At 70.0% G+C, this 26,558-nt stretch carries 23 protein-coding genes; 6 read left to right on the top strand and 17 right to left on the bottom strand.

The window, feature by feature from the left end; genetic code table 11:
* Positions 1-27: 27 nt before the first annotated feature.
* The gene (locus ACGFK0_RS33900) at positions 28-627 is read left to right on the top strand and encodes a winged helix-turn-helix transcriptional regulator (protein ID WP_392912468.1); all 600 of its coding nucleotides are present in this window, start codon (positions 28-30) and stop codon (positions 625-627) included.
* Here the strand turns inward: ACGFK0_RS33900 and ACGFK0_RS33895 are convergent.
* The 14 genes from ACGFK0_RS33895 to ACGFK0_RS33830 form a co-directional block, all read right to left on the bottom strand.
* A complete protein-coding gene (locus tag ACGFK0_RS33895; protein WP_392912466.1) occupies positions 624-1,298 on the bottom strand; it encodes an ATP/GTP-binding protein in 675 nt (224 codons plus the stop codon). The two genes, ACGFK0_RS33900 and ACGFK0_RS33895, sit on opposite strands and share 4 nt — an antisense overlap.
* A complete protein-coding gene (locus ACGFK0_RS33890; protein WP_392912464.1) occupies positions 1,279-1,701 on the bottom strand; it encodes a DUF742 domain-containing protein in 423 nt (140 codons plus the stop codon). The genes ACGFK0_RS33895 and ACGFK0_RS33890 overlap by 20 nt, the downstream gene beginning before the upstream one ends.
* A 6-nt stretch (positions 1,702-1,707) precedes the next feature.
* Positions 1,708-2,127: a roadblock/LC7 domain-containing protein gene (locus tag ACGFK0_RS33885; RefSeq protein WP_358451622.1), complete on the bottom strand. Its 420-nt coding sequence runs from the start codon at positions 2,125-2,127 to the stop codon at positions 1,708-1,710.
* On the bottom strand, positions 2,124-4,940 hold the full coding sequence (locus tag ACGFK0_RS33880; RefSeq protein ID WP_392912461.1) for a nitrate- and nitrite sensing domain-containing protein: 2,817 nt from the start codon (positions 4,938-4,940) through the stop codon (positions 2,124-2,126). Before ACGFK0_RS33880 ends, ACGFK0_RS33885 begins: the two co-directional genes overlap by 4 nt.
* A gap of 132 nt (positions 4,941-5,072) precedes the next feature.
* Positions 5,073-5,420 carry a hypothetical protein gene (locus ACGFK0_RS33875; protein ID WP_392912457.1) on the bottom strand — a complete coding sequence of 116 codons (348 nt, stop codon included), beginning with the start codon at positions 5,418-5,420 and terminating at the stop codon, positions 5,073-5,075.
* A gap of 43 nt (positions 5,421-5,463) precedes the next feature.
* Positions 5,464-6,018, bottom strand: a complete 555-nt coding sequence (locus tag ACGFK0_RS33870; RefSeq protein WP_392912455.1) for an ATP-binding protein — start codon at positions 6,016-6,018, stop codon at positions 5,464-5,466.
* Between the two features lie 162 nt (positions 6,019-6,180).
* Positions 6,181-6,762, bottom strand: a complete 582-nt coding sequence (locus ACGFK0_RS33865; RefSeq protein ID WP_392912453.1) for a PadR family transcriptional regulator — start codon at positions 6,760-6,762, stop codon at positions 6,181-6,183.
* 59 nt (positions 6,763-6,821) lie between these two features.
* On the bottom strand, positions 6,822-8,657 hold the full coding sequence (locus tag ACGFK0_RS33860; protein ID WP_392912450.1) for a fatty acyl-AMP ligase: 1,836 nt from the start codon (positions 8,655-8,657) through the stop codon (positions 6,822-6,824).
* Between the two features lie 6 nt (positions 8,658-8,663).
* On the bottom strand, positions 8,664-10,400 hold the full coding sequence (locus ACGFK0_RS33855) for an acyl-CoA dehydrogenase family protein (protein WP_392912448.1): 1,737 nt from the start codon (positions 10,398-10,400) through the stop codon (positions 8,664-8,666).
* A 177-nt stretch (positions 10,401-10,577) separates the two neighbouring features.
* Positions 10,578-11,003: a nuclear transport factor 2 family protein gene (locus tag ACGFK0_RS33850; protein WP_392912446.1), complete on the bottom strand. Its 426-nt coding sequence runs from the start codon at positions 11,001-11,003 to the stop codon at positions 10,578-10,580.
* Between the two features lie 33 nt (positions 11,004-11,036).
* Positions 11,037-11,939 (bottom strand): SGNH/GDSL hydrolase family protein, encoded by a 903-nt coding sequence (locus ACGFK0_RS33845; RefSeq protein WP_392912444.1) that lies wholly within the window; start codon positions 11,937-11,939, stop codon positions 11,037-11,039.
* A gap of 34 nt (positions 11,940-11,973) precedes the next feature.
* Entirely contained in the window at positions 11,974-12,600 is a 627-nt protein-coding gene (locus tag ACGFK0_RS33840; RefSeq protein WP_392912442.1) for an SGNH/GDSL hydrolase family protein, read from the bottom strand.
* On the bottom strand, positions 12,597-12,854 hold the full coding sequence (locus ACGFK0_RS33835) for an acyl carrier protein (RefSeq protein ID WP_358451604.1): 258 nt from the start codon (positions 12,852-12,854) through the stop codon (positions 12,597-12,599). Before ACGFK0_RS33835 ends, ACGFK0_RS33840 begins: the two co-directional genes overlap by 4 nt.
* A gap of 453 nt (positions 12,855-13,307) precedes the next feature.
* Positions 13,308-14,330, bottom strand: coding sequence for a sulfotransferase (locus ACGFK0_RS33830; RefSeq protein WP_392912439.1), 1,023 nt, complete (start codon positions 14,328-14,330; stop codon positions 13,308-13,310).
* A gap of 496 nt (positions 14,331-14,826) precedes the next feature.
* On the opposite strand from ACGFK0_RS33830, the gene ACGFK0_RS33825 reads away from it, so the two are divergent.
* The 3 genes from ACGFK0_RS33825 (at position 14,827) to ACGFK0_RS33815 (ending at position 22,681) form a co-directional block, all read left to right on the top strand.
* The gene (locus ACGFK0_RS33825; RefSeq protein ID WP_392912437.1) at positions 14,827-15,507 is read left to right on the top strand and encodes a hypothetical protein; all 681 of its coding nucleotides are present in this window, start codon (positions 14,827-14,829) and stop codon (positions 15,505-15,507) included.
* 82 nt (positions 15,508-15,589) lie between these two features.
* Positions 15,590-17,611 carry a flotillin family protein gene (locus ACGFK0_RS33820; RefSeq protein ID WP_392912435.1) on the top strand — a complete coding sequence of 674 codons (2,022 nt, stop codon included), beginning with the start codon at positions 15,590-15,592 and terminating at the stop codon, positions 17,609-17,611.
* 195 nt (positions 17,612-17,806) lie between these two features.
* Positions 17,807-22,681, top strand: a complete 4,875-nt coding sequence (locus ACGFK0_RS33815; RefSeq protein ID WP_392912433.1) for a DNA repair ATPase — start codon at positions 17,807-17,809, stop codon at positions 22,679-22,681.
* A 178-nt stretch (positions 22,682-22,859) separates the two neighbouring features.
* Here the strand turns inward: ACGFK0_RS33815 and ACGFK0_RS33810 are convergent, their stop codons facing one another.
* Complete coding sequence (locus ACGFK0_RS33810) at positions 22,860-23,669, bottom strand: hypothetical protein (protein ID WP_392912431.1); 810 nt, start codon at positions 23,667-23,669, stop codon at positions 22,860-22,862.
* A gap of 411 nt (positions 23,670-24,080) precedes the next feature.
* Between ACGFK0_RS33810 and ACGFK0_RS33805 the strand changes: the two genes are divergently transcribed.
* On the top strand, positions 24,081-24,731 hold the full coding sequence (locus ACGFK0_RS33805) for a DUF4241 domain-containing protein (protein ID WP_392912429.1): 651 nt from the start codon (positions 24,081-24,083) through the stop codon (positions 24,729-24,731).
* Positions 24,732-24,971: 240 nt separating this feature from the next.
* Here ACGFK0_RS33805 and ACGFK0_RS33800 read toward each other — a convergent pair whose 3' ends face one another.
* Positions 24,972-25,157 carry a DUF397 domain-containing protein gene (locus ACGFK0_RS33800; protein WP_392912427.1) on the bottom strand — a complete coding sequence of 62 codons (186 nt, stop codon included), beginning with the start codon at positions 25,155-25,157 and terminating at the stop codon, positions 24,972-24,974.
* Positions 25,148-25,957 (bottom strand): helix-turn-helix domain-containing protein, encoded by an 810-nt coding sequence (locus ACGFK0_RS33795; protein WP_392912425.1) that lies wholly within the window; start codon positions 25,955-25,957, stop codon positions 25,148-25,150. Before ACGFK0_RS33795 ends, ACGFK0_RS33800 begins: the two co-directional genes overlap by 10 nt.
* 154 nt (positions 25,958-26,111) lie before the next feature.
* Between ACGFK0_RS33795 and ACGFK0_RS33790 the strand changes: the two genes are divergently transcribed.
* The gene (locus ACGFK0_RS33790; protein ID WP_392912423.1) at positions 26,112-26,483 is read left to right on the top strand and encodes an ATP-binding protein; all 372 of its coding nucleotides are present in this window, start codon (positions 26,112-26,114) and stop codon (positions 26,481-26,483) included.
* The last annotated feature ends 75 nt before the right edge of the window (positions 26,484-26,558 follow it).

The raw sequence follows: 26,558 nt of genomic DNA, 5'->3' as shown, positions 1-26,558 counted from the left end.
CAAAGTCAGAAGGTTTATAGTGGACCCGTGACAATCGCACTTGAGGGGCATTTCGCCGACCGCGACGCCTGGTCAATGCAGAACTGCCCGGTCGCGAGGACGCTCGCCGCGCTCGGCCCGCCGTCGGCGGTGCTGGTGCTCAGCGAGGCCTACTTCGGGACCAACCGTTTCGGCGACTTCGTCCGCAACCTCGCCATGACCGAGTCCGCCGTGACCGCACGCCTGCGCCACCTCGTCAAGGCCGGCCTGCTCAGCCGCGAGCCCTACCAGGAGCCGGGGCAGCGCACGCGCTACGAGTACCACCTGACGAAGATGGGCCAGGACCTCGCGCCCACCCTCGTCGGGCTCATGGAATGGGGCGAGACGTACCTGCCGGGCGACGAGGGGCGCCAGGTCATGCTGACGCACGCCGGCTGCGGGGAGGCGGTCACGGCGCAGGTCAGATGCGCGGACGGCCACGACGTCGGGGTCGACGAGATCATCATGCGCCCGCCGATGCCCGGCGACGACCCGAACGCTGCCGGCCCGAACGCTGCCGACCCGAACGCTGCCGGCCCGAACGCTGCCGGCCCGAACGGCGGCGGCCCGGCCCGCGCCGGCCAGGCCACCGACCGCCCGTCCGGCTAGTTCTCCGGGGTCGGGGCCGGGGTCCGCCAGGACCGGGTGCTCGTGGACGGCGGGCCGCCGGCGAGCCGCAGCGCGTGCTCGACGAGCGCGACCAGCACCTGCTTCGCCGACACCGTCCGGCGCGCGTCGCACAGCAGGACGGGCACGTGCGGGTCGATGTCCAGCGCCATCCGGATCTCGGGCGGGTCGTAGCGGTCGGCGTCGTCGAAGCAGTTGACGGCGACGACGAACGGCGTGCCCTTCTGCTCGAAGTAGTCGATCGAGGCGAAACTCGCCATCAGCCGCCGCGTGTCGGCCAGCACGACCGCGCCGAGCGCCCCGCGCGACAGCTCGTTCCACATGAACCAGAACCGCTCCTGGCCCGGCGTCCCGAACAGGTAGATCGCGACGCCGTCGCGCAGCGTGATGCGGCCGAAGTCCATGGCCACGGTCGTGGTCGTCTTGGAGCCGAGGCCGTCGAGGTCGTCGACGCCGACGCTCGCGTCGGTCAGCGCCTCCTCTGTGCGCAGCGGGCGGATCTCGCTGACCGCGCCGACCATCGTCGTCTTCCCGACGCCGAACCCGCCGGCGACGAGGATCTTCAGAGCGACGCGCGGGCCGTCCGCCCGCTCGTCGTGGCCCTCGCCCGCATCCGTGGCGTCGGGCGGGGGGTCAGAGCGCGCGGAGTTCATCGAGCACCCTCCTGAGCAGGTTCGCGTCGGTGTGCGGCTGGACGTAGGTCTGCCCGGACGGCGTGGACCACCGCTGGACGTCCACGAGGCCCGAGTCGAGCAGGTCGCCGGCCAGGACCCGGATCACGCCGAGCGGCAGGTCCAGGTCCGAGGCCAGGTCGGCGAGGGCGTGCGGGCTCCGGCACAGCGCCAGCAGGCGGCGCTGGTGGCGCGACAACCGGGCCGGCTCGGCGGGCCGCCGGCCGGTCGCGACGAGGATCGCCACGATGTCCAGGGGCTCGCCGCGGGGCTGGGTGCGGCCGCGGGTGACCGCGTAGGGGCGGACGATCGGTCCGGCGGCGGCGTCCAGCCACCGTTCCCGGCCGGGTCCCCGCGGGTCGCCGGGCATGTCGGTCGGGTCCATCGCGGGTCACCTGGGTCCGGGCCCGGGCCCGGCCCGTCTGAGACCCGTGGACAGCTGCCGGCCGACGCGCTTGACCAGCATCGTCATCTCGTAGGCGACGAGGCCCGCGTTGGCGCCGACCTCGCTCAGCAGCGCCAGGCAGCTGTTGGCACCGGCGGGGACGACGAAGAACAGGCCGTCGTCCATCTCGATGAGCGCCTGCCGGACCTCGCCGGACTCCAGCTGCGGCTTGGCCCCGATCGCGAGACTGTGGAACCCGGCGGCGAGCGCCGCCAGGTACTCCGCGTCCTCGCGGCCGACGCCCCGGGACATGCCCATGACGAGCCCGTCCCGCGACAGGACGACGACCTTGCGGATCTGCGGTACCCGGTCCACGAGATCGTCGAGGAGAAAGTTCAGCTCGGCCGCGACTCCCTGCTGGGTCATGATCTTCCCTCCATGGCGTCCGCGGGTCCCTCGTCCTCGTCCCTGCCGCGGAGCCATCCCGCCTGCAGGGAGGCGAACAGGTCCCGGGACGCCTCCGCTGAACGTTCCTCCCAGGTTGCGACGGCGTCGTCCTGGGCCGATGGCGCGGCGAACGGCTGCTCGTCGCGGAGTTGCGGCGCCATGTTCCCGCCGCGCACGCGGCGCGGCAGCGGGGCGCGCCCGCCGGGCCCCGCCTGGGCCTGCGCCTCACCGAACGACGCGGGCGCCGCGTACCCGGGCCCGCCGCCCGGGTCCTGGCCGTACTGCCCTGGACCCGGCTGCCCGGGACCCGGCTGCCCGGAACCCGGGTGCCCGGGACCCGCCGCCTGGAACGGGCGCGTCGCGTCGAACGGGGGCGGCGCCTGCCCGTAGGGCGGCGTGCCGTACGCGGACGACGGCGGGGTCCCGTACGACGGCGGGGTCTCGTACCCGTCGTACGACGGCTGATCCTGGAAGGACGCCGGTGCGTTGAACCCCACCGTCGCGTCATGGCCCGGCGGGTCCTCGAAGGACGCCGGAGTCTCCGGTGTCGCCGCGTCGTAGTCCGGCGCGGACGCGTCATAGGCGGCCATGTCATAGGTCGGCACGGACGTGTCATAGGTCGTCGGCGCGGCCGTGTCATAGGTCGGCGCGGCCGTGTCGTAGGGCGTCGGTGCGTTGAGCATCGCCGTCGACGAGGGCGCCGTCGGGGTGGGCCACGACTTCACCGAGCCGTTCCCGGATGCGCCGTTCTCCTGGACGGGCCTCGGCCGGCCGACGGGAACATCGGCGCCGGCGGCGCCCTCATCGTCGTCGGGCTGGTCGGCGTCCACGATCAGCTGCCGCGGGATCAGCACGACGGCGCTGACGCCCCCGTACAGCGACGGCTGCAGCGCGACCCTGATGCCGTGCCGCCCGGCGAGCCGCGACACGACGAACAGGCCGAGCCGGTCGGTGACGGCCAGGTCGAACTCGGGGGGCCGCGACAGCCGCAGGTTGAGCGCGTCCAGTTCGGCCTGGTCGAGCCCGATGCCGCGGTCGATGATGTCGACGGCGAACCCGTTGGCGCCCATCTCGCCGCGGACCAGGACCTCGGTCGGCGCGGGCGAGAACACGGTCGCGTTCTCGATCAGCTCGGCGAGCAGGTGGATGATGTCGGCGACGGCCTCGCCGATCACGGCGGCCTGACCGGACATCACGACGACCTCGACGCGCGTGTAGTCCTCGACCTCCGCGATCGCGGCGCGCAGCACGTCCTCGACGTGCACGGGACGGCTCCAGCCGCGGCCCGGGGACGTCCCGGACAGGATGACCAGGCCCTCCGCGTGCCGGCGCATGCGGGTGGTGAGGTGGTCGAGGCGGAACAGGTCCTCCAGGGCCTTCGGGTCGGACGCGCCGCGCTCCATCTCGTCCAGCATGCGGAGCTGGCGGTGCAGCAGCGACTGGCTGCGCCACGCGACGTTGAGGAACACGCGGCTGATGCCCTGCCGCAGGTACGACTCCCGGACGGCGGTGTCGATCGCGGTGTGCTGCACCTTCGTGAACGCGTCGCCGACCCTGGCGACCTCCCGGCTCTTGCCGATGACGAGCGGCGGCGCCTCGGCGGCCACGTCCACCTCCTCGCCGCGTCTCAGCCGGGCCACGACGGCGGGCAGCCGGTCCTCCGCGAGGTTCAGCGCGGCGCGCTGCAGGCCGCGCAGCTCACGCGACAGGCTCCGGGCCGCCAGCAGCGACAGGAAGATCGACGCGACCACCGCGAGCAGCCCGAACCCGCCCGCGAGGACGAGCCGCATGATGATCTGCTCGCCGATCGGCTCGGCCAGCTCGTTGAGCGCCAGGCTCGCCTGGGTGACCTTCTGCGCCCAGGCCTGCGACAGCAGCTGCGTGGTGGCCTGCCACTGCGCCGCCTCGGGCGGCAGCCTGTTGTCGTCGGCGTTGACGATCGCGGTCTCGGCCGCGCGGAACCGCTTGTACTCGTCGGTCGCGGCGAGCTGCTGCAGCGGCCCGCGGATCTGGTCGTTCAGGTCGGCGAGGCCCGCCTCGAACAGCCGCCGCCCCTCGGCCGCCCACTGCACGAACGCGGTGTGCTCGGCCGGGGTGAGCCGCCCGTTGCGCGCCATCGCGGCGGTGACGAGGGAGTCCTCCCGCAGCATGGTGGCGCGGGCGTTGCCGATGCTGATCAGCGCGCGGCCCTGCGTGAGGATGGCGACGTCGTTGACCGTCACCAGGCCGTTGAAGACCGTGATGACCTCGTCGAGGACGGCGCTGTAGGCGTTGATGACCTCCAGCGGCTCGGCGGACCCGGAGTCGACCTGGGCGCGCAGCCGCGGCAGCGTGTCCAGGGCCCTGATCGCGACGGCGAGCCGCTGCTTGGTCTCGGGCTCGGCGGCGTCCCGCGCCTCGGGCGACAGCGCGGTCTTGCGGAAGGACGCCTCCACGGCGCTCACCCGTTTGCGCTGGCCGCCGAGCTTCTTCGCGGCCTCGGCGTCGCCGGTGCTGAGCGCGACGACGCTGAGGGAACGTTCCGCCTGGAGCTGGTTCACCAGGTAGATGCCCGGAAGGCCCATCTTCTCGTACGTCGTGGAGAAGTCGTACTTGTCGAACGCGTCGCCGAGCGTGATGTTCGCGGCGAACGCCCACAGGGCGATGAGGGACACCAGCGGAACCAGCAGCAGGGCCGTGATCCGCAGGCGGATGGGACGTCTCCGCCGGCCCTTGCGGGCGGGCGCGGCGTCGGGGGGTTTGCTGTTCGAGGCGGCCGCGTAGGGGTCCGCCGGCCGACCTTCGGCGACCATCAGATCACAACCTCATGCGGGGGACGGGCCGCGGTTGAGCGCCCGTGCTACTCGGTCTGGGTCTGGTCTTGCGCTCGTGCTGGTCGATGCCGCCTGCAAGGCCGCCGTGCAGGGCGGCCGCTCGGGCGCGGGTCAGGCCCGCGCTTCGTCCATGGCCGCGCGGGCCACCAGCCCGCGGAGCCGGCTGGTGATCATCGAGACGGCCTGTGCGTGCCCGCGCACGGCCTTCTCCCGCGTGGTGTACTGCCCGATGTCGGCGTGCATCGTGGTGTCGGAGACGATCGTCTGCCACAGCAGCGGCCGCCCGTTCGCCGCGAACCCGAGATCGATCACGGTGAACCAGGTCGAGACGACCACGACGACGGCGCCGACGCGGATGACGTCCTGCGCGAGCAGGCGTCCCCGCACGTCGAGCAGCAGGCGCTGGGCCTCCTCCGCCGTGGCGCGTCTCCCGTCCGAGCGGTAGTAGTCAACGGACATGGCGCGCCTCCCATCGCGGAACCGGGGTCTGCGAGGGGAAGGGTCAGTGTCCGGAGTGTTCGTCCCGCGGCCAGGCCCGTATCTCGCACCAGACCGACTTGCCGGACGGGGTGTGGTCGGTGCCGTGCCGTTCGGCCATGACCGCGACGAGGAACCAGCCCCGTCCCGTCTCCTCCATGAGGTCGACCGGGCGCTGCCGCGGGACGGCGGTGCTCGGATCGTGCACCTCGATGCGGAGCCCGGTGCCGGCGCGCAGCATCTTCAGGCACAGCGCGGAGCCGGGGATCGTGGCGTGCCGGACGGCGTTGGTGACCAGTTCGGAGACCAGGACCTCGGCGTCGTCGGCGACGTGCTCGATGCCGGAGGCGGTGCCGACGGACCGGCTGAAGCGCCGCGCCCGCGGTACCGACGCCCGCTCGGCGGGCAGTGTCAGCTCGCCCAGCAGGGTCGTGGCGGGCTCCTCGACGGCGGACGGCCCGTGCGGTGTGGTGCCGTCGTACGTGGACGTTTCGTACGTGGACGTTTCGTACGGGGACGGGTCGTGCGGGGACGGGGCCAGGGTGCTAGGGAGTTCGATGGTGTGGTTTTCGCCCGACATGATGGACGCCTCCTTGACTAAGGCGTGTTGTCCCGATCCAGCCCTGCCGGGGTGCGGGGCTGGGGAGGGCGCGGGGGGTTGGTGCCGGTGCCGCCGCCGTTCGGGCATGCGGCGGCACGGTGCCGGAGGGGATGCGGGCCGCCGGTGCGCGGTGCACTTCGGTCATGACGGCTCGCCCCCCTCGGCCTGGGTGCCCGCCCGGTCTCGCAGCAGCCGGGCGGTACTGGTGAACCATTCGTAGTTCTCCTGCTCGAAGCGCAGGCCGCGCAGGCACGTCAGATACGGGCCCACGGGGGTACCGGTCCGCAGGAACGTCTCCTCGTCCAGGTCGCCGCGCAGGTGCTTCAGGGTGTGCTCGAAGACCTCGACCTTGGCGGCGGAGGCCACCGCCCGGTCCTCGAGCTGCGCGATGACGGACTCGGCGGAGATGTGGTCCACGGCCTGCACCATGACGAGCAGGTTCTCTCGGATGATTCCTGGCTTGGCGGGGGACGTCGCGAACCGCTCGAGTTCGTCGACGCCGGCCGGCGTGACGGTGTACACCCGCTTGTTGGGGCGGTCGTGCTGGATGATCTGCCGTCCGCTGATCAGGCCTTCGGTCTCCAACCTCGACAGCTCCGAGTAGAGCTGCTGCGGTACGGCATGCCAGAAGTTGGAGACCGACAAATCGAAGATCTTGGCCAGCTGGTAGCCGCTGTACTCGCCATCGAGCAGCGCCGCCAGCACCGCGTGACGTAGCGCCATCGGCCTTCTCTCCCCGCCTTGACTCAGGGTTGTGCCGACGGTAGCAGACAACGACATGATTAGTCATGCTTTTGACTAGGATTGGTTAGGCGCAGCGCGGCGACGCCCGGTTCGAGGTCGCCGGCCAGCTCGGTGATCTCCCCGCTGAGGAACGCCTCCCGGGTCAGGCGGCGCTGCATCTTCCCGCTCGTGGTCCGCCGCACCGTGCCCCGCCCGGACAGGACGACGCTCAGCGCCGGCAGCTCGAACGCGCGGGCCACGCGGGACTTGATGAGGGACGCCAGCTCGTCCAGCGGTGTCCCGGCGGCGGCCCTGGTACTGACCTCCTGGACGATGACGACCTGTTCCCTGCCGTCCACATCCCCGCCCTCGCCGGGCGGGGTCTCCGTGACGAACGCAGCGCCGACGAGGGCGGCGGGGTGGGCCGCCTGCGCGGTCTCCTCGATGTCGTGGGCGTGGATGTTGCGCCCGTTGACGATGACGAGGTCCTTGATCCGCCCGGTGACGTACAGCTCGCCGTCGGCGAAGAAGCCGAGATCGCCCGTCCGGAGGTAGGGGCCCTCCCCGTCCGAGGTGCGGGCCTCGAAGCCCTCACGGGTCTCCTCCGGGTTGCGCCAGTAGCCGCGGGCGACGCTGCCGCCGCCGACCCAGATCTCGCCCACACGCCCCTCTGGCAGCCGTGCACGGGTCGCGGGATCGACGACGCGGACGTCGAGGGCGATCGGACGTCCGCTGCTCACCAGCCGCCGCACCCCACCCCCTCCTTCACGTTCACCGCCGCCCGGTTCGTCGCGCGGGACGGCGGTGTCGCGGGTGAGGGCCTCGGCGTCGAAGTCGCGGACGACCGGGCCGCCGCCGATGGGCGCGGCGGTGATGAGGAGGGTCGTCTCCGCCATCCCGTAGCACGGCATCCACATCTCGGGGCGGAACCCGATCGGCGCGAAACGCTCGGTCACCCTCTCCAGGGTCGCGGCCCGGACGGGCTCGGCGCCGTTCTTGACCACGCGCAGGGACGACAGGTCCAGCCCGTCCATCTGCCGGTCGGTGACGCGGCGCAGGGCCAGCTCGTACCCGAAGTTCGGCGCGACCGTGATCGTGCCCCGGTGGCGGGTGATCATCTCCAGCCACAGCACGGGACGTTTGATGAACGTGATCGGCGAGGTGAAGACGTAGCGGCAGCCGAGGTAGAGCGGCTGGAGGAACTGCCCGACCAGGCCCATGTCGTGGTAGTGGGGGACCCAGCCGACCCCGACGGTGTCGGGTGTCCCCTCGATCCGCCGTTTGATCTCCTCGCCGTTGCTCAGCAGGTTGCCGTGGGTGACCATCACGCCCTTCGGGGCGCTGGTGGACCCGGAGGTGTACTGCAGGAAGGCGAGGGTTCCTGGGCCGAACTCGGGGGCCGTCCAGCCGCCCGGGTCGCCGCCGCCATCGTCCTCGGCGCCCTCCCCGGCGCCCTCGGTGTCGAGGCAGTGGACGCGTCCCCTCAGGCCGGCGTCGTCCAGCCACCCGTCGAGCGTCCCGCGGTGGGCGGTGTCGGTGAGGATCAGTGCGATGTCGGCGTCCTCGATGATCCGGCGCGTGCGTCCGAACCGTCCCGCGTCCAGGTCGGGCAGCGGCGCCGGGACGGCGACGACGCGCGCGTACAGGCAGCCCACGAACGCCGTCAGGAACTCCAGACCCTCCGGATACAGCAGCAGGACGGCCCTGTCGCGCAGGCCGCGCGCTTCGAGCCGGCAGGCCAGCGCGCGGGCCTTGCGGTCGAGTTCGGCGAATCCGAGCACGTTCTCCTTGTACTTGCGGCCCGGTTCCTCACTGATGAAGGTGAACGTCCGGTCGTCGCCGTGCTCCCGGATGTTCTCCCGGACGAGCGACACGAAATCCCTGTGTGCGTGCACGCGTCATCACTCGTCCTCTGCCAGCGACAGCAGGGAGAACCAGCGACGCTCGTCGAAGCCGCGGAACATGGCCTCCTCCAGCGACGGGAGGAACTCCTCGGACAGGACGGTGTCGGGCTGTGCGCGCTGCAGCAGGCGCTGCAGGCACAGCACGAGCCACTGCCCTTCGCCGAACGCGCCGCCGAACTCGTGCCGGTTGTGCAGCCACGTGAGGCAGCACGAGATCATCGCGTGCAGCTCGCAGTACCGCTTGGCACGTGCCAGCGCCGCCACCGAACCGGTGTCGCCCTCGCTCGCCCGGATGCCCTCGTCCACCTTGGCGCGCAGGCCGCCGATGCTGGACAGCAGGTCCTTCAGCTCCGCCGCGACACCGGGCGCCGCATGCGCGTTCGCCGCCGACAGCAGCTCCTCGGAGATCTCCTCGAAACGCTGCCCGACCTCGTCGCGGCCCTCGTTGGTGAGCTGCAGCATCCGGCCGTCCGGCTCCCACGCGGGCGGCGTCCTCGTCCAGCAGAACAGGTCGGCGAGCAGTTCCTCCTCGCCTCCCGTCTCCTCCGGCGGCTCGATCAGATACGGGAGCTGCCCGGCGACGTTGGCGAGGTTGACGTGCGTCGTGCCCTCGAAGATGCTCGCGATCGCATGGTCGCGCTGAAGCTTCTGGAACACCCCGTGCGCGACGCCCTCGCGCAGATAGCCGCGCGCCGCCAGCACGGTCCCGATGCTCGCCACGACCTCCTCACCCAAGACGGGGACGAAGTACTTCACGATCGACGACCACAGGCTCAGGCGTCCCGGCGCGACCGTCAGGCAGCGCGCCACCGGGATCGCGACGCACTCGGCGATCAGCAGATCCAGGTGCGTCTTGACGAGATGGTCGCGGATCACGGGGATCTTGTAGATGTCCGACCCGTACAGGGTGCGCTGGTGCGCGTACTCCATCCCGATGCGCACCACGGCGTCCATCGTCCCGACCGACAGCGCCGCGATCGCCGTCCTGGTGATCTGCAGCGTCTTCAGCGTCTGGACGAGCCCGGACCCGCGCCGCCCGATCACCCGCTCCGCCGGGATCCGCGCGCCGACGAACGCGACGCCGCTCAGGTCGTGGCCGCGCAGGCCCACCGTCCGCACCAGCGGCAGCGCCGCCCACATGTCCGGTTCGAGTTCCTGCTTGTCGACCAGGATGAGCGAGAAGTCCCGCGCACCGGTCTTGGCGTAGGTGGTGACGAACCGTCCGCGCGTGGCGTTGCCGACCGGCCATTTCGTCCCGGTCAGCAGCAGCTCGTCCCCGCGGATCTCGGCCTCGGACTCCGACGCCATCACATCGCTGCCGTGATCGGCCTCCGAGACGCCGAAGCAGGCCAGGTCGCCGTTCAGGACACCGTCCGCCACGGTCCTGCGCTGCCATCCGTCGCCCCAGAGCCAGACCGGGTTCACCGCCAGCAGCCCCGACCCGTACATCACCGCGACGGTGACGCTGCGGCGCGAGATGCCGCGCGTGACGAAGAACAGCTCCTCCAGCGTCGTCAGCCGGCCGCCGAGGCCGGCGGGCACCAGGTACTTCGGGAAACCCCAGGCCCGGACGGCGTCGACCGCGCCGGGCGGCAGCTCGTCGCGCTCCTCGGCCTCGACGATCGCCTTGTAGGAGAACGGCCCGGCCTCGTCGTCCATCGGATCGCCGAGACAGCCGTCCAGATCGGCGGCGATCCGGTGCGCCGGCGACAACGCGGCACGTCCGGCACGCACGGCGGGCGCCGGCCGCGCGGAATGCGCCGGGCCCACGGGGTCTGCCGGACCTGCCGGGTCTGCCTGAGGCACGGGGTCCGCCTGGGTCGCGGGTTCCGTCGTGTGTGCGGCGCCAGCGGGACGCGCGGCACCTGCGGGGCGTGCGGGGACCTTACTGTCCATCTCTCTTTCCACTCCCTATAGCTGGGCGGTGTCGGACGGGCCCCCCGGTCCCTCCGCTCCCTCCATCCGCCTCCCGACCACCCGCGCGAGCGTCATCGCGGCGGGCAGGGGGCGGACCATCACGGTCAGGCCGGTGACGAGGCCGGTGTCGCCGAACCTGAGCAGATCGAGCCCCTGGACGGCCTTGCCCATCACCCGCGCGTTGAAGATCAGCGCCTGGACGGGCGCGTCCTGCTCGGCGGTGCCGACGAGCTCGTCGGTGTAGTGAAAGTCCTCGAAGACCTCCAGCAGGACACCGAGCAGCGCGGCGACGGAGTCGCGGCCGCGGTACGGCTTCACCATCACCGGGCTGTGGAACTCGATGCCGGGATCGAGCGCGCTGGTGATCGCGGAGAGGTCGTGGGCCTCCACCGCCTTTCGGAACGTTCCGGGAACCGTCACCTGAGCTGTCCCTTCACTTGCCGTGGGTCGGGGTCAGTTCACCGTCCGGGGCGGGACGGTGTCGGCGGGGGGCGTGCTCTCGGCGGGGGCGGTCATGGGGGCGGCGGCTCGGGCGAGATCCTCGGCCCAGGCCCGGTAGCCGTCGGGGGACGGGTGGAAGCCGTCGGAGGCGAAGAGCCCGCGGTCGCGCGCCATCGCCTCGTCCATCGGAGCGTGGACCGCCCCGCCCGCCCGGGCCGCGTCGCGCATGATCCGGTCCATGGTGCGCGCCCGCGCGCCGAGGAACAGGCGCAGCGGCTGCGGGATCGCCGGGAACCGGTGGACGGGCGGCATTCCCGCGACGACCAGCGTCGCGTGCACGTACCTGCCCTGCAGGGCGGCGATGAGCCCGGCCATGTCGTCCGTCCACCGCCGCAGCGGACGCCGCCGGATCAGATCGTTGATCCCCACGGTGACGACCACGAGGTCCGGGCTCACGCCACCACCGTGGACGCCATCACCGCTGGCCGCACCACCGCTGGCCGCACCACCACTGGCCGCACCACCGGGGGGAGATCCGTTGCCGGGCGTGCCGTTCGCCGGTGGGACGAGCGCGGTCGCGACCCGGTGGGCCGTGGCGCCGTTCTCGCCGTTGACCGACCAGGCCACGCTTCTGCGCAAGCGCTCTCTCAGCGCCTCCGCCAGAAAGCCGGGCAGCGCCTGCGCATGCTGGGACGCCCCGACTCCCACGGCGGTGGACTCGCCGATCACCACGACCCGGTACGCCGGCCCGGCGCCGGGATCCGCGCCGGGCACGAAGCCGTACTCGTCCCCGGTCGCGGGGGCGAGCCGGGGCGTCCGGCGCACCGTCCGCCATGCCTGGACGGCCAGCACCGGCGCGAGCGGAATCAGCATCATCGACTGGGGGACGCGGGCGAAGGTGAATGGTCTCTTCATCTCTATCCCAGATGTGTGCGGTGGCCCCCGAGGCTCAGATGACCCGCTCGCCGAGCAGGCTTCGTGCGATGTGCGCGATCACCTCCGCCACATATGCGTGCCCTCTCGGGTTCAGGTGGATTCCGTCGGTACTCCACATCCCGGGGTCAGCGACTTTCGCCACCGTTTCACGTGCGGGAAACGGTATTCCGAACTCGCCGGTGGCGCGGGCGAGCTCCTCGTTGAAGTCGTGAATGCGCTGCACGGTCCGCTTCTTGCGGAACTGCGACATCGGGGCCACGTCGAGCAGCGGAGGGCGGGGCACCGGAATCGCCAGCGCGACGGCGCCGCGCTCGCGGGCCCAGCCGAACACCTCGTCCAGCCGGGCCGCCGCGTCCGCCCGCTCGAAGCCGCGCAGCGCGTCGTTCATGCCGCAGCCGAGCACGACGAGGCCCGGCCGCAGGTCCCGGACGGCGGGCAGCTGCCGGGCGGCCACGTCCTCGACGGTCGCCCCCGGGTCGGAGACATTGAGCATCTCCGCGCGGGAAACGCCCAGCTCATGGGCCAGCCGACCGGCCCAGCCGAGCCACCCGCCGGCCGGGTCCGGGTCGTTCTGCCCCTCGGCCACACTGTCGCCGAGGACCACCATGACGGGCCCGCCGTCCGGCCGGCCGCCCATCATGCGACGAGTTCGAGCAGGTAGTCGGTGAGCGCGGTCACCGTCTCCCGGCGCCGGGCCTCGGCCACGTCGACCTCGACCTGGAGGTGGTCCTCGATGTCGCTGATGATGCTGATGGCGTAGACGGAGTCGACGCCATAGCGGGCCAGTTCGACCCCTGGATCGATGTTTTCGGCGGGCCTGTCGAGGTAGAAGGCGATCCTGTCAAGAAGCCACGATTGCAACTCGCCGTGGGAAATTGTTTCCGATCTGGTCACCGCATTCCTCCTTATGTAAGAGGATCATCGAATCAATCGCGATAGCTATCGGAAGACGAGCAACACGCAAGATACAGGCAAATGGGAGACGTGTCTCAGGTCCGGATGTGAACGATCGGACACAACCATGTCTCTGTTTCGTAAATTAAGTCAGTGATACGGTAAAACGGCACCAGGTTACCAAACGGTAACCTCTTCCGTTAAGGGACCCACCCGCAGCCCGCCGGGAAACCCGCGGCACCGCAAGTCCCACCGGCCCCGTTCCTCCCCGCGGACCTCACGACGGCACGCGACCTGCACCGTTCCCCAGCAGGCCCGGTGCGGCCGGGCGGCGGCCGGCCACCGCACTCCGGCACGTTCCATGAGAATTTCGGTCAACCGCTCAGACCCACCCATGACGGGCAAGCCAGGTCCTTCTTCCCCTGTGGCGAGACCGACCTGTCTTCGGCGGAGTCAGTCCAGGTCAGAGGCACCGTCCAGCGGCACCGGCCCGTCCAGGAGGGAGACGACGGGATTGGGGTCGCGGGTCTGCGCGAGCCGGTCCAGCACCGCGTGCCCGCGCCGCGACCGCCACCGGTGCGCCGCGAGGCGGTGGAACCTGGCGAGCTGCGCCGCCGACGGACGCGGCACCCCCGACAGCGAGTAGCCGTGGTCGACCAGACGGGAGGCGAGGACGTGCTCGACGAGATCCGCCTCCCAGTCCTCAAGGCGCTCCCGCCACGCCCCCACATTGCGGGTGTTGGGCGCCTCATGCGTACGGAGGTGCCACTTGCGCGCGGACGGCACCGTCTCGCGGGCATGCCGGTACGCCTTCGTCATCGCCGGGTCGTACTCCTCGCCGAGGAACGCGCACAGCTTCACCAGCGCGTCCTCCGGCTCGGCGACGAGGTCCTCGTAGCGGAACTCGTAGAAGGTCTCCGGGCCGAGGCGCGCACTGAGCCGCTTGCCCGTGTCGACGGCCTCCCGCCAGGTCAGCGCGGCGGAGTACGTGTCGCCGTCGTACCAGGGCATCTTCTTCAGCGAGCTCACGGCGTCCCGTCCGTCCCGGACGAGGTGGATGAACTGCGCGTCCGGGAACATCCGCCGGAGCATCGGAATCCGGCGGAAGTAGCTCGGGCGCTTGTCGCCCCAGCGCGGCTTGCGGTGCTCGCGCGCGTACGCCCGGAAGATGATCGCCAGCGCGGACCCGAGCGTCGGGGGCCCGTGGACGATCTCCTCGATGATGTCCTCCGCGTCCAGCTTGAGGACATGGAACTTGGTGTCCTTGCCCTTGGCGATCCATTCGGCCAGCCTGCGCCGGTTCTCCTCCCGTTCCAGGTCACCGAAGGTGTGCCGTGCCTCGTAGGAGGTGTGCACGAACCTGGTCTCGGACGGGAACGCGATGCGCGGGTGCGAGTGCAGCATCTGCTGGAGCAGCGTCGTTCCCGAACGGGGGCAGCCGATGACGAAGATCGGCCGGCTGGTCTGCGAAGTCATGGCGCGCCAAAGTACGCCGGTTCTCTGAGCCGAACCCCAAAGCCACCTCAACGCAACCTGAAAGTTCGTCCAGACCTGACCCGGCCATGCTAGGCGTCCGTCCACCACCCGGTGCAACCCCCGCCCCTCGCTGAGCTGCGCGAACGGCAGGGCGAAAGGTGACGGCGGCGGGCCGATCCGGCGAAAGACTTCCCTTTAAGAGAGAAGTAAGCTAAAGTAACGACTGGTGTGCCGGGAAGCCTGGTCGGCGAGACAGGATATGTCTGCGATCAGGAGGGCTGATGAGTCCCCGGCACTTTTTCATTGCGCCGCCTTTGCCGGCGCCGCACGTTCCCACCCCGCCATACGGCCTGACCGCTATGGCCTGGGCGCACGACTTCCCAGATAGCTGAGCCGCATCCTCACCTCCCCTTAGCGGGCCTCTCTTCACGGGCCGGCGCGTATTCGGCGCGCCCGGCACGGTCCATGACGTCTCGATGCGGAAGCGTGCATTCAAATGAGTGAATTCGTCGATGTGGCGTTCGGTTTTCCGACCGCGCTTTTCAGCTTCTCTCTCCTGGTCGTCGCCGTTTACTGGGCACTCGTCCTGGTCGGCGGCCTGGGACTCGACCTCCTCGGCGCCGGCGCCGATGCCGATGCGGGGGCCGGCGCCGGCGCCGAGGACGGGGACGCCGGGGACGGGGGCGTGGCCGGCGGGCTCGCGCTCCTCGGGCTCGGCGGCGTCCCCGGCACGATCGTGCTCTCGCTGCTGATCGCGCTCGCCTGGTTCATCTCCCTGACGGGGGCGGCGCTGCTCGACGGCACCGTCCTGCGGGCGTTCGTCCTGGTCGCCGCGCTCGCGCTGGCCTGGCTCGGGACGCGGCTGGCGGTGCTGCCGCTGCGCCGCGTCTTCCAGAACCCGGCGGCGGCGTCGCTGCGCGACTTCGTCGGGCTGCCCTGCGTGATCCGCACCGGGCTGGTCGGGCCGGACTTCGGTCAGGCCGAGGTCACCGCCCCCGACGGCTCGTCCGCCATCGTCCAGGTCAGGCAGCCGGCCATGGACGTGGCCGTGGCGGGCGCGGCGCAGGGCGGCGGCCTCACCGCCGGCAGCACCGCACTGATCTTCGATTTCGATCCGGCCGGCCAGTTCTTCTGGGTCATGCCGCATGACGCGGCATTCGACCGCCCGGCCCTCTGATACCCCGCGCCCCGATCCCCCGCGCCCCGATCCCCCGCGACTCATTCCCCGCGACTCATCCCCCCGACGACAGGGATTCTTGATGGAAACCATCACCTTGGGAGCCGGTGTGCTCCTCGCGCTCACCCTGCTCATCATCCTCGGCCTGGTGCTGATGGTGAAGAAGTTGTTCCAGAAGGTCGACCAGGGCCGCGCGCTGATCATCTCCAAGTTCAAGAAGGTCGACGTCACCTTCACCGGCGCGATCGTGCTGCCGGTGCTGCACAAGGCCGAGATGATGGACATCTCGGTGAAGACGATCGACATCGAGCGGACCGGCCGGGAAGGGCTGATCTGCAAGGACAACATCCGCGCCGACATCCGCATCACGTTCTTCGTCCGCGTCAACAAGACCGCCGAGGACGTCGTGAAGGTGGCGCAGGCCATCGGCACCCAGCGCGCCAGCAGCCAGGAGACGCTGCAGGAACTGTTCGCGGCCAAGTTCTCCGAGGCGCTGAAGACCGTCGGCAAGCACCTCGACTTCGCCGATCTCTACATCCGGCGCAACGAGTTCCGCGACCACATCATCCGCGTCATCGGCACGGACCTGAACGGCTACAGCATCGAGGACGCGGCGATCGACTACCTGGAGCAGACGTCGCTGCTGTCCCTGGACAAGTCGAACATCCTGGACGCCCAGGGCATCCGGAAGATCACCGAGCTGACCGCGCTCGAGCACATCCGCACCAACGAGCACGCCCGCAACGAGGAGAAGGAGATCGCGCGCCAGGACGTGGAAGCGCGCGAGGCGATCCTGGAGCTGGAGCGCCGGCAGGCCGACGCCGAGCTGCGGCAGCAGCGTGAGGTCGAGACCGTCCGGGCCCGCGAGGAGGCGGAGACCGAGCGGGTCAAGGCGGAGGAGCGGCTGCGCGCGCAGGCAGCGCACATCCGCACCGACGAGCAGCTCGGCGTCCAGACCGAGAACAAGAACCGGGAGGTCTCGGTCGCCGCGAAGAACAAGGAGCGCGTCCTCGCGATCGAGAGCGAGCGCATCGAGAAGGACCGCCTCCTGGAGGTCATCGCCCGCGAGCGGGAGACGGAGCTGACCCGGATCGCCGCCGACAAGGAGGTCGAGGCGGAGAAGCGGGAGATCGCGAACGTCGTCCGGGAGCGGATCGCGGTGGAGCGGACCGTCGCCGAGCAGGAGGAGGGCATCAAGCGGCTGCGGACGGTCGAGGAGGCCGAGCGCGCCCGCCAGTCGGTCATCATCCACGCGGAGGCCGAGGCGCAGGAGAACCTGGTCAAGGACATCAAGGCCGCCGAGGCCGCGGAGGCCGCAGCCGAGCACCGCGCCCGCGAGGAGCTGACGATGGCGCAGGCCCGCCAGCAGGCCGCGGAGATGGACGCGCAGGCCAAGATCCGGCTGGCCGAGGGCCTGCGGGCCGAGGCCGCCGCGCCGGGGCTCGCCGAGGTCCAGGTGCGCCAGCAGGAGGCCGCCGCCATCGAGAAGGTCGGCCGCGCCGAGGCCGCCGTCGCACAGGAGAAGGCGCTGGTCGAGGCCGCCCGGATCCGCGAGAGCCTCAAGGCCGAGGCGGAGGGCCTGAACGAGAAGGCGGGCGCGATGGCGGCGCTGGACGAGGCGTCCCGCCAGCACGAGGAGTACCGGCTGCGGCTGGAGGCGGAGAAGGACATCCGGCTCGCCGGGATCGACGTGCAGCGGCAGGTCGCCGAGGCGCAGGCGAGCGTCGTCGCGGCCGGGCTGGAGTCGGCCGACATCAGCATCGTCGGCGGCGACAGCGTCTTCTTCGACCGGCTCGTCGGGTCGATCGCGCTCGGCAAGAGCGTGGACGGCTTCGTCGGGAACTCCGAGGTCGCGCAGTCCATCGCCGGCCCCTGGCTGGACGGGTCGGGCAGCTTCACCGACGACATGTCCACGCTGCTCGGCTCCATCGACACCGGCGCCGTCCGCGACCTGACCCTCTCCGCGCTCCTGCTGCGCCTGATCAAGGCGGGCGGCCCCGACATCGCCCGTTTCCAGAACCTCCTGGACACCGCCCGCAACCTCGGCATCGCCGACGCCCCCCTGTCCGAGATCAACGGGTCCGCCCTGACCACCACCACCTGACCACCACCTGACCACCACCAGCTGATGCCGGACCGCGGCGGGCCGCGTCCCAGCGACCGGCTCGCCGCCCCACCCCCGGCCGGACCGCACCGGTCCCAGGGGGGGAGGGCAGCGGTTTGTGCGAGGAGGCATGGGGGCCCGGACGTTGGAGGACCCGGCGAATGTGCGTGAACGAAGGACAGACGGGAGAGATGGGTGAATGAGGACGTGAGGGAGGCCGCAGGGGCGGAGGCCGGGCGGGCGGAACTCGACCACGGGACGTACGAGGTGCTGCGTGCACGGCTCGCCGAACATGCCGGGGAGCTGGCGCGGCGGGCGGAGGCGCTGAACGTCCGGCGGCTGGAGGTCTTCGGCGGCACGGAGATGCGGCTGGCGGGCACCGAGCAGATCCGGACGGCGCACAACTGCGTCCCGCGCGACGTGGTCGCGCTCGGCGGCGTGATGCTGTTCGGCTACAACGTCTTCCTCGGGCTGAAGCCGGAGACGACCGTCGACGACGTGTTCTCCCTGCACCGCTTCACGCGGGACGGGGACGGCATCGCGTTCGTCCCGGCCGGTACGGACGCGGTGCCGGGGCTGCTGGACGACCCGCGGTTCCAGCGCGACTTCACCGACATGTACCGGTACTACCGTCAGGCGCGGCTGCTGCAGCTCCGCCTGGTGGACGGACGCCTGCTCGCGGTGTTCCAGACCGGCCCGCGGCTCTCCGACCTGCGCGTCCTGCGGTGGCGGACGGCCCCCGACGGGACCGTCGCCTATGAGGACAACCAGGGCGAACGCGACCACGAGTTCCCGGCGGCGCACGACGTCGACTGGATCGAGACCACCCGGGACGACCACGTCCTCGGACGGCACCCGCACATCTCGATCGAGGGCGAGGTGTTCGTCGAGACGATCGGCGGGACCCTCACCGTCAAGATCGAGGACAACACCGGCACCGGGACGGGCATCTACTCCGAGCCCGTGGACGAGCCGCTGCAGTCCCTCGCCGACGCCGACGTCCTGCACGCGCGGGTCGGGGCGCTGATCCTGCTGCGGATCCGCCCGTACAACGAGACGGCGTGGCGGCACCTGGTGTTCAACGTCCGCACCAAGGGGATCGTGCGGCTCGACGGCATCGCGCAGGCGTGCCGGAGGCTGCCGGACGACCACGGGATCATCTTTCCGGGCGGCTACTACCTGGACACCGACGCCGCGAAGACGTTCGACACCGACGTCACGGGCCTGGAGTACGAGCGCGTCATCCGCTCCCCCAACGGCGAGGACGTCCTCTACGTCTTCCACTCGCGCGAGGACGGCCGGTCGCTGCTGCTGCCGTACAACGTGATCCGCAAGCAGGTCACCACACCCGTCACCTGCCACGGGTACTCGCTGTTCGAGGACGGAACGCTCGCCGTGATGCGGGCCTTCACCGACGAGCCCGCCCGCGTCCACCCGATGCAGATCTGGCGGACCCCGTACGTCTCCGATGCGCACGCCGCCGCGCAGCCCGTCGGGACGGGGCCGCTGGAGCGCGTCGGGAACGCGGACCTCGTCCGCGGAATCTCCGAATGCCTCTCCGTCACCCGCATGGTGGACGAGATGTCGCCGTCGACCCGGGTGTTCGAGGCGCTGATCTCGGCGTGCACGCGGACGTCCGACCTGTACCACTGGCTCGCCGACGCCGACCTCGGGGACGTGGCCGCGCCGCTCGCGGACGTCCGCTCGACCGCCGGGCAGGTCCTGGACGAGTACGAGAAGGTCCGCACACTCACCGACCAGGCGGTTTCCGCTGTTTCCGAGGCGGCCGACGACATCGCCGCGCTGATCCGCCGCGCCCGGACGGAGTCGCCGGAGACCGCCGAGGGCTGGATCAGCCGGCTCGCCGAGTTCCGCCGCGCCCAAGGCCACCTGGAAACTCTGCGCGACCTCCGCTACGTCGACACCGCCCGGATCGACGAACTTTCCGAAACCGCCCAGACCGAACTCCGTGACGCGGGCCGGGGCGCCGTCGAGTTCCTCCAGGGCGAGGACGCGTTCACCGGCTACCACACCGAAGTGGAGCGCATCACCGAGTCGGCGCAGGCCATCGAGACCGCCGCCGACGCCGTGCCGCTCACCGATCTCCTCGACGCGCAGAACGAGGGCCTGGAAGTCGTCACCGAGGTCGTCGGCGACCTCGACATCACCGACGCCACCGCCCGCACGGCGATCCTGGAGCGTGTCGGCGAGGTCCTCGGCGGCCTCAACCGCGCCCGCGCCGTCCTCGGCAACCGGCGCCGCGACCTCCTCGGACGCGAGGGCCGCGCCGAGTTCGCCGCCGAACTCGGGCTGCTCGACCAGTCGATCGCCGGCGCCCTGGCGGGCGCCACCACGCCCGAGACCTGCGACGAGCAACTCGGCCGTCTCCTCCTCCGCCTGGAGACCCTCCAGGCCCGCTTCTCCGACCTGGACGAATTCCTCGCCGAGCTGGAAACGAAGCGCACCGAGGTCTACGAGGCGTTCTCGTCCCGCAAGCAGACCCTGCTGGACGAGCGCGCCCGCCGCACCGACCGCCTCACCGAGTCGGCCGACCGCATTCTTTCCGGCGTCCGCCGCCGCGCCGCCACGCTCGCCTCCCCGGACGAGGTCAACACCTACTTCGCCACCGACGCCATGGTGGCCCGGCTCCGCGGGATCGCCGACGAGCTGCGCGCCCTGGACGACGGGGTCCGGGCCGAGGAGCTCGAAGGCCGCGTCAAGTCCGCCCGCCAGGAGGCCGGCCGCGCCCTGCGCGACCGCCTCGACCTCTACGGCGACGACGGCGGGACGATCCGGCTCGGCCGGCACCGGTTCGCGGTCAACACCCGCCCGATCGAGCTGACGCTCGTCCCGCACCGCGACACGGTCGCCTTCGCGATCACCGGCACCGACTACCGGGCCCCCGTCCTCGACGACGCCTTCGCCGCGACCCGCCACCTGTGGAACCAGACCCTGGTCTCGGAAACTCCGGAAACCTACCGTGCCGAGTACCTGGCGACGTCGATCCTCACGGGCGCCGACTCCGGCGAACTGCACCGGGCCGCAGCGGACGGCCGCCTGCTCACCCTCGTCCGGGAAGCGGCCGCGGAACGCTACGACGAGGGCTACGAGCGAGGCGTCCACGACCACGACGCCGCCCGCATCCTGGAAACACTGCTGCACCTCCACACCGACGCCGGCCTGCTGCGCTACCCGTCCCCGGCCAGAGCCGCCTCCCAGCTCTTCTGGACACACGGCACCATCCCCGCAGAACGCACCGCCCTGGCCACCCGCGCCCGCTCCCTCATCCGAGCCCGCCAGGCCTTCGGCCACACCGATGCCCTGACCGCCCTCACCACCGAACTCGCCACGTCCATCACCGTCTTCACCAACCGCGCCGACCTGCCTCCAACGGACGGACGGCTCGCTGCGGAGTACCTGATCGAAGAACTCGCCACCGCCCCCGACGGCTTCGTCACCAGCCAGGGTGCCCGCGACCTGCTGAAGAACTTCGGCCAGAAGAACCACACCGAACTGGACAACGACCTGCGCGCCCTCGGCGACGACCTCGCCGCCCGCCACCAGCTCGCCGAAGCCTGGCTCACCTCGTTCGCCGACGACCCGTCCGACCTCCCCGAAGCGGTCGCGATGCAGCTCTGCGCATCTGCGCGCTACGACTCCCCCGCCGCGCTGACCGCCACCATCGGCGACCTGCTCGGCGACCACCCGCGCATAGCCGACCGCCACATCGACCTGCGCCTGGACGAGCTGCTGGCCCGGACGGCGATTTTCCGCACCGAACGCGTCCCGGCTTTCCGCGCCTACCAGAAACAGCGGAACGACCTCATCGCGACCGAGGAGAAGCGCCTCGGCATCCCCGCCCTCAAACCCCGCACGATGAGCGCGTTCGTCCGCAACCGCCTGGTCGACGAGGTGTACCTCCCCCTCATCGGCGACAACCTGGCCAAGCAGCTCGGCGCATCCGGCGACGGCAAGCGCACCGACCAGATGGGCATGCTGCTGCTCATCTCCCCACCCGGCTACGGCAAGACGACCCTCATGGAGTACGTCGCCGACCGCCTCGGCCTGGCCCTGGTCAAGGTGGACGGCCCCGCCCTGGGTCACGACGTCACGTCCCTCGACCCCGCCCAGGCCCCCAACGCCACCGCCCGCCAGGAGGTCGAGAAGATCAACTTCGCGCTCGACATGGGCAACAACGTCCTCCTCTACCTGGACGACATCCAGCACACCTCCCCCGAACTCCTGCAGAAGTTCATCCCTCTCTGCGACGCCCAACGCCGCATAGAAGGAGTCAAGGACGGCGACCCACGTACCTACGACCTGCGCGGCAAACGCTTCGCCGTCTGCATGGCAGGCAACCCGTACACCGAGTCCGGGCAGCGTTTCCGCATCCCCGACATGCTCGCCAACCGCGCCGACGTGTGGAACCTGGGGGATGTCCTGTCCGGCAAGGACGAACTGTTCGCGCTCAGCTACATCGAGAACGCCCTGACCTCGAACCCCGTCCTCGCGCCCTTGACGAACCACGACCGTTCCGACGTCGAACTGCTCGTCCGCCTGGCCTCCGGCGACCAGACCGTCCGCCCCGACCGCCTGTCCCACCCGTACTCCCAGACCGAACTGGACGAGATCCTCTCCGTCCTGGAAAAGCTGCTCCACGTCCAGCAAGTGGTCCTGACGGTCAACCGCGCCTACATAGCGTCCGCGGCCCAGGACGACTCCGCCCGCACCGAACCCCCGTTCCGCCTCCAGGGCTCCTACCGCGACATGAACAAACTGACCGAACGCATCCTGCCGGTGATGAACGCAACCGAACTGGAAGCAGCCATAGACGACCACTACCGAGCCGAGTCCCAGACACTGACCTCGGACGCCGAAGCGAACATGCTCAAGCTCGCCGAACTCCGCGGCACCCTGACCCCCGCTCAGCAGACCCGCTGGACGGAGATCAAGGAGGCCCACCGACGAGCCCAAACCCTCGCCGGCAACCAGGACGACCCGTCCGTAGGCGCCCTCCTGCACCTGGCCGACAAACTGACAGCAATAGAGAAAGCCCTACGCCCCCACTGACCGACACACGGCGGACGCGCCGGGGACGCGTCCGCCACGGCACCCGATCGGTGGATGCCACCAACTGCGTCACGGTGCTCTCCCCGGTCTGGTTCCTCCCAGGCCGCCGCCACGGGGACGGAGCTGAAGGCGTCCAGCGCAAGGGAAGATGTTGACCAAGGCCTTCAGCGCGGTCCAGTTAAGCCGGACCGCTCAGCGCATCGAGCATGAGGAGCATCCGGTCGGCTTCGGCCTGTTCTGCCGGTTCTCCGACCTCGGCGGCGAGCCGGTAGGCGGCGCGTTCGCCCTCGACGTCCATTCCGCCGCGCAGCAGAAGCGCGAGGTTCAGGGCGGCTTTGCCGCTGAACATCGGCTGCCGCAGCTCCGCCGCGTCCCGATATGCCCGCTCGGCCCCGGCCCTGTCGCCGTTCTCCTCCAGCAGGGTCGCGAGGTTGAACAGCCCGCCCGCCGCAATCAGCGGGGCCCCGTCCGCGGCCGCAATGCGCAGTTCGGCGACGCCGCCTTCGACGTCGCCGAAACGCCGGGCGAGCATGGTCCCCAGGTTCACGGCCGCCATCGTTCCGGCCAGCTCCCCGGCATCTCGCGCCTGCCGGAGCAACGCCAGTGCACGGTCACGCTCACCGCGGTCAACAAGGATCATGGCAAGGTCGACCGCCGCCATGGATCCGAACCTCCGGTGACCGGACGCGACCGCCCGCTCCAAGACCTCCGTGGCCGCCCCGAGCTCACCGCGCATCGTCAGCGCGGATCCCAGGAAGGCGAGCCCTTCGGCGGCGATCGCCCCCGCCGGGGATCCGGCCGCATTCTCGAACGCCTCAATGGCGGCGTCAAGATCGTCCATCGAAGACCACAGCCTGCCCCGCGCGAGCGCCGCAAGACCGACGACCTCATCAAGGGTGGCGGGTGCCGTCCGGGGAGCGATGCCGTTCTCATCGAGCACCTGGATATTGCGCGCCGCCATCGCCGCCACGTCGCCCGCGGAGAACATCTGGTCCGCGTACCGGCTCATGACCTCCGCGTTCTCCGCGCCCCCCCCCGGCTCACCGGCCGCCATGACGAGCGAGAAAAGAAAGATCCCACTCTCCGGATCCGGCCTCGGCATCCTCCCGATCCTTCGCCCCATCCCCGCCACCAATCCACTCACCCAGCCCTGCGGGACGAGGTCGCCATACTCTCGTGCTCTGGTTACTACGCCCCGGCGATACGATTCCGGTGCCGATCCGAAGGTAGATCATCCCATCGAATGGCAGCACGGCCAGGCCGTCCTCTTCGTACCGGGTTCCCACTACCCGACGTCTCCCACCGGCTGCCGCTGCATCGAACGCCGGATGGTGCCGTTCCGCGATTCCGCCTCGACTCGGCCGGGTCGATGACGCGCATTCTGAGATGATCCCATGCCATGCGCGCCCCCTCCCCGAACATGATGTTCACTGCAGGAACCCGTTACCGATGGGACGACGGAACTCACTCGGTGATCGACGTTCAATCAGCCGGAGCGTTACGGCTCCCCACCGGTCACCTGATCGTCCAAGATCCGGGCTGGGGGGTCCAGCCTGAGGTGCAGCCCTTCATCGTGAAGGTCCCGCCGGGCCGCTATCCGGTGACTCTGTCGATCTCCCATTGGGAACGATCACCAGTTCCGCAGAGACCGTCCCCGATGCGGTTGGTGAACGCAGCAAGACTGAACATACGGGCCGAGTCGGCGGTTTCCTGGGAACTGGCCCTGCAGCCGGGGCAGGATGCGGAACTCCTCGAAGACGGCTCGTTCTTCGGGTTCTCAGTCGACTCTGGCGCCGGCTGCTTTCTTGACGCTTCGGCACGCGACCACCTCGAACTCGACCGCCCGGCAATGTCCAACGCCATTTATCGTACGATCCAGGTCGGCGGCATCGAGGTGCCCACCGACGATCCAGACCTGAACGTCATCGTGTTCCGGTGCGGTATGGGCGACGGGACCTACCCGACCTGGATCGGCCGCGCCAGAAATGGTGAGGTCGCCTGCTTCGTCGCTGACTTTGAACTGCTTCAGCACAGCCTGGGCACCCTATGACGTGGCCGATCGCACCGACGCGCCGACCCGGTAATCCGGGGGAGCCCGAGTAAAGCGAAGCCCCGGCGCACGGCCGGAGATTCTGCCTTCGAAGTCAGATGATCTTGAGGGTTTCGGGGAGGTGCCGGAGGTCGCCGGGGGTAGCGATCAGTTTGGGGCCGGTGTTGCGGCCGGCCTGGCGCCACACCGCACGGCTCAGACCAATCTCCTCCACCGCCCTACGGACCAGCAACTCCGGGGTCAGGGGTTTTCGAGCGTCTCGACGAAGCGGCGGAAATCCTTGCGGTTCACGAGAAGCTTGGGGCCACTGGGGTCTTTGCTGTCGCGAATCGCGATCAAACCGTTCACAGGCGCAAGTTCCACGCAGTTACCACCGTTCTCGGTGCTCCTGCTCGCCTTGCGCCAGGCAACGCCACTCAGGTCCATTTCTCCTCAATCACCTTTCTCATCAGGTCTCGGGACAGGCTGACCGGCAACGCGTTGCTCCTCAAGGTATCAAGTGTGCGCGCGACCCCTACAAGGTCCTGGAAGTCGTCGGTTGAAATTCCGCGTACGGCGGTTTCGAGGTAGGCCACCTCGCTTCGATCCTTCATCGTCGCCAGAACGAACGATCCCCCGTTCCCCGCAGGAGCGCCATCAACGTTCACGACGATCTGGATGGTCACGTTCGGTAGTTCACTCATGGCCAGCAACTGTTCGAGTTGCTGCCGCATGATCTCTCGCGAGCCCACATAGTGATGAAGGACGTTCTCGCTGAGCAACACGATGAAGGTGACTGGAGCGGGATCGTCCCGCTTGAGGATCTCCTGCCGGGCCAGACGAGCGAGCACGGCCTCGTCCGTGCCGAGGAGCGTGCGGGCGTATCCCTCGATCTGCAGAAGACCGGGGACCACGCTGTGCTCCCACGTCACCAGCACATCGGCCTCGGACTCCACCTCAGGCCAGTCGAACCACGTCGGGAAGCCCAGTTGGCCGTCACCGTTCAGGTCGTCGTAGAGGTTGAGGAGGACGCCACCCGCCTTGAGCTCCGGGTCCATGATCTCGACGAAGTCGCGTTTGCACCGCTTCTTCCCACTCTCGATCTGCGAGACGAAGGAGGCCGTTTTGCCGGTGCGCTGCGCGATGCGGGCCTGACTCAACCCGGCCCGCTCGCGGTGCCGGCGGAACTGTCGGCCGAAGGCGGCAAGCGCGGGGGATATCACTGCACGTCGTCGGGGGGATGCCATGCTCGCCACTCCTTAACGCATCGGAACCGGGGGTAACCCGCGCATGAAGATCATGAGCGAGATGGTGCGTCTTTCCGGAGGTTAACAGTGACTCTGTGTCGATGAGTGTCTTACTGAGAGATACGAGAAATCGACACGTCCAGAGGTCATACCGATGCCAACTGCAGCTCTCGCGCCGGAAACTCCGGCGCTCGTTCTCGAGCCGAGCGACCGGGCACCCGCAAAGGCGCGCCGCTACCTGACCGAGCGGTTCCGGGAACTGAAGATCGCCGACGACTACATCGGTCGGCTCGTGGTCACCGAACTGGTTACCAATGTCCACAAACACGTGGGGTTCGGCCACATCGTAATCCGGGTCTTCCCCGATGAGGAAGCCGATCTGGTCGTCATCGAGGTCCGGGACGAGGGCACGGGCCTGCCTGTCGTCGGGCCAGAAGATCATGACGCCATCGGTCCTGACTTGGCTCACTCGCTTGGATGTCGTCAGACCTTGAGCCTGTTGACCCGTGGATACGTGTTCGGGTGAGTGTGGTTTCACGCACTAAGCGGGGTGCTCGTAGGGTCGCGGGGTGGCGTTCATCCGGCGGGTTCGTACGGCTTC

Origin of the sequence: Spirillospora sp. NPDC048823, assembly GCF_043198445.1 — a bacterium.
GTDB lineage: Bacteria > Actinomycetota > Actinomycetes > Streptosporangiales > Streptosporangiaceae > Spirillospora.
Note: the sequence above shows the minus strand (reverse complement) of the source record. Positions and strands in the feature narration are given on the sequence as shown.

Coding starts and splice junctions, on each gene's coding strand:
- ACGFK0_RS33895 (WP_392912466.1), bottom strand. CDS start 1,298: ATGAACTCCGCGCGCTCTGACCCCCCGCCCGACGCCACGGATGCGGGC.
- ACGFK0_RS33890 (WP_392912464.1), bottom strand. CDS start 1,701: ATGGACCCGACCGACATGCCCGGCGACCCGCGGGGACCCGGCCGGGAA.
- ACGFK0_RS33885 (WP_358451622.1), bottom strand. CDS start 2,127: ATGACCCAGCAGGGAGTCGCGGCCGAGCTGAACTTTCTCCTCGACGAT.
- ACGFK0_RS33880 (WP_392912461.1), bottom strand. CDS start 4,940: ATGGTCGCCGAAGGTCGGCCGGCGGACCCCTACGCGGCCGCCTCGAAC.
- ACGFK0_RS33875 (WP_392912457.1), bottom strand. CDS start 5,420: ATGTCCGTTGACTACTACCGCTCGGACGGGAGACGCGCCACGGCGGAG.
- ACGFK0_RS33870 (WP_392912455.1), bottom strand. CDS start 6,018: ATGTCGGGCGAAAACCACACCATCGAACTCCCTAGCACCCTGGCCCCG.
- ACGFK0_RS33865 (WP_392912453.1), bottom strand. CDS start 6,762: ATGGCGCTACGTCACGCGGTGCTGGCGGCGCTGCTCGATGGCGAGTAC.
- ACGFK0_RS33845 (WP_392912444.1), bottom strand. CDS start 11,939: ATGAAGAGACCATTCACCTTCGCCCGCGTCCCCCAGTCGATGATGCTG.
- ACGFK0_RS33840 (WP_392912442.1), bottom strand. CDS start 12,600: ATGATGGGCGGCCGGCCGGACGGCGGGCCCGTCATGGTGGTCCTCGGC.
- ACGFK0_RS33830 (WP_392912439.1), bottom strand. CDS start 14,330: ATGACTTCGCAGACCAGCCGGCCGATCTTCGTCATCGGCTGCCCCCGT.
- ACGFK0_RS33825 (WP_392912437.1), top strand. CDS start 14,827: ATGAGTGAATTCGTCGATGTGGCGTTCGGTTTTCCGACCGCGCTTTTC.
- ACGFK0_RS33820 (WP_392912435.1), top strand. CDS start 15,590: ATGGAAACCATCACCTTGGGAGCCGGTGTGCTCCTCGCGCTCACCCTG.
- ACGFK0_RS33810 (WP_392912431.1), bottom strand. CDS start 23,669: ATGTTCTCCGCGGGCGACGTGGCGGCGATGGCGGCGCGCAATATCCAG.
- ACGFK0_RS33805 (WP_392912429.1), top strand. CDS start 24,081: ATGCGCGCCCCCTCCCCGAACATGATGTTCACTGCAGGAACCCGTTAC.
- ACGFK0_RS33800 (WP_392912427.1), bottom strand. CDS start 25,157: ATGGACCTGAGTGGCGTTGCCTGGCGCAAGGCGAGCAGGAGCACCGAG.
- ACGFK0_RS33795 (WP_392912425.1), bottom strand. CDS start 25,957: ATGGCATCCCCCCGACGACGTGCAGTGATATCCCCCGCGCTTGCCGCC.
- ACGFK0_RS33790 (WP_392912423.1), top strand. CDS start 26,112: ATGCCAACTGCAGCTCTCGCGCCGGAAACTCCGGCGCTCGTTCTCGAG.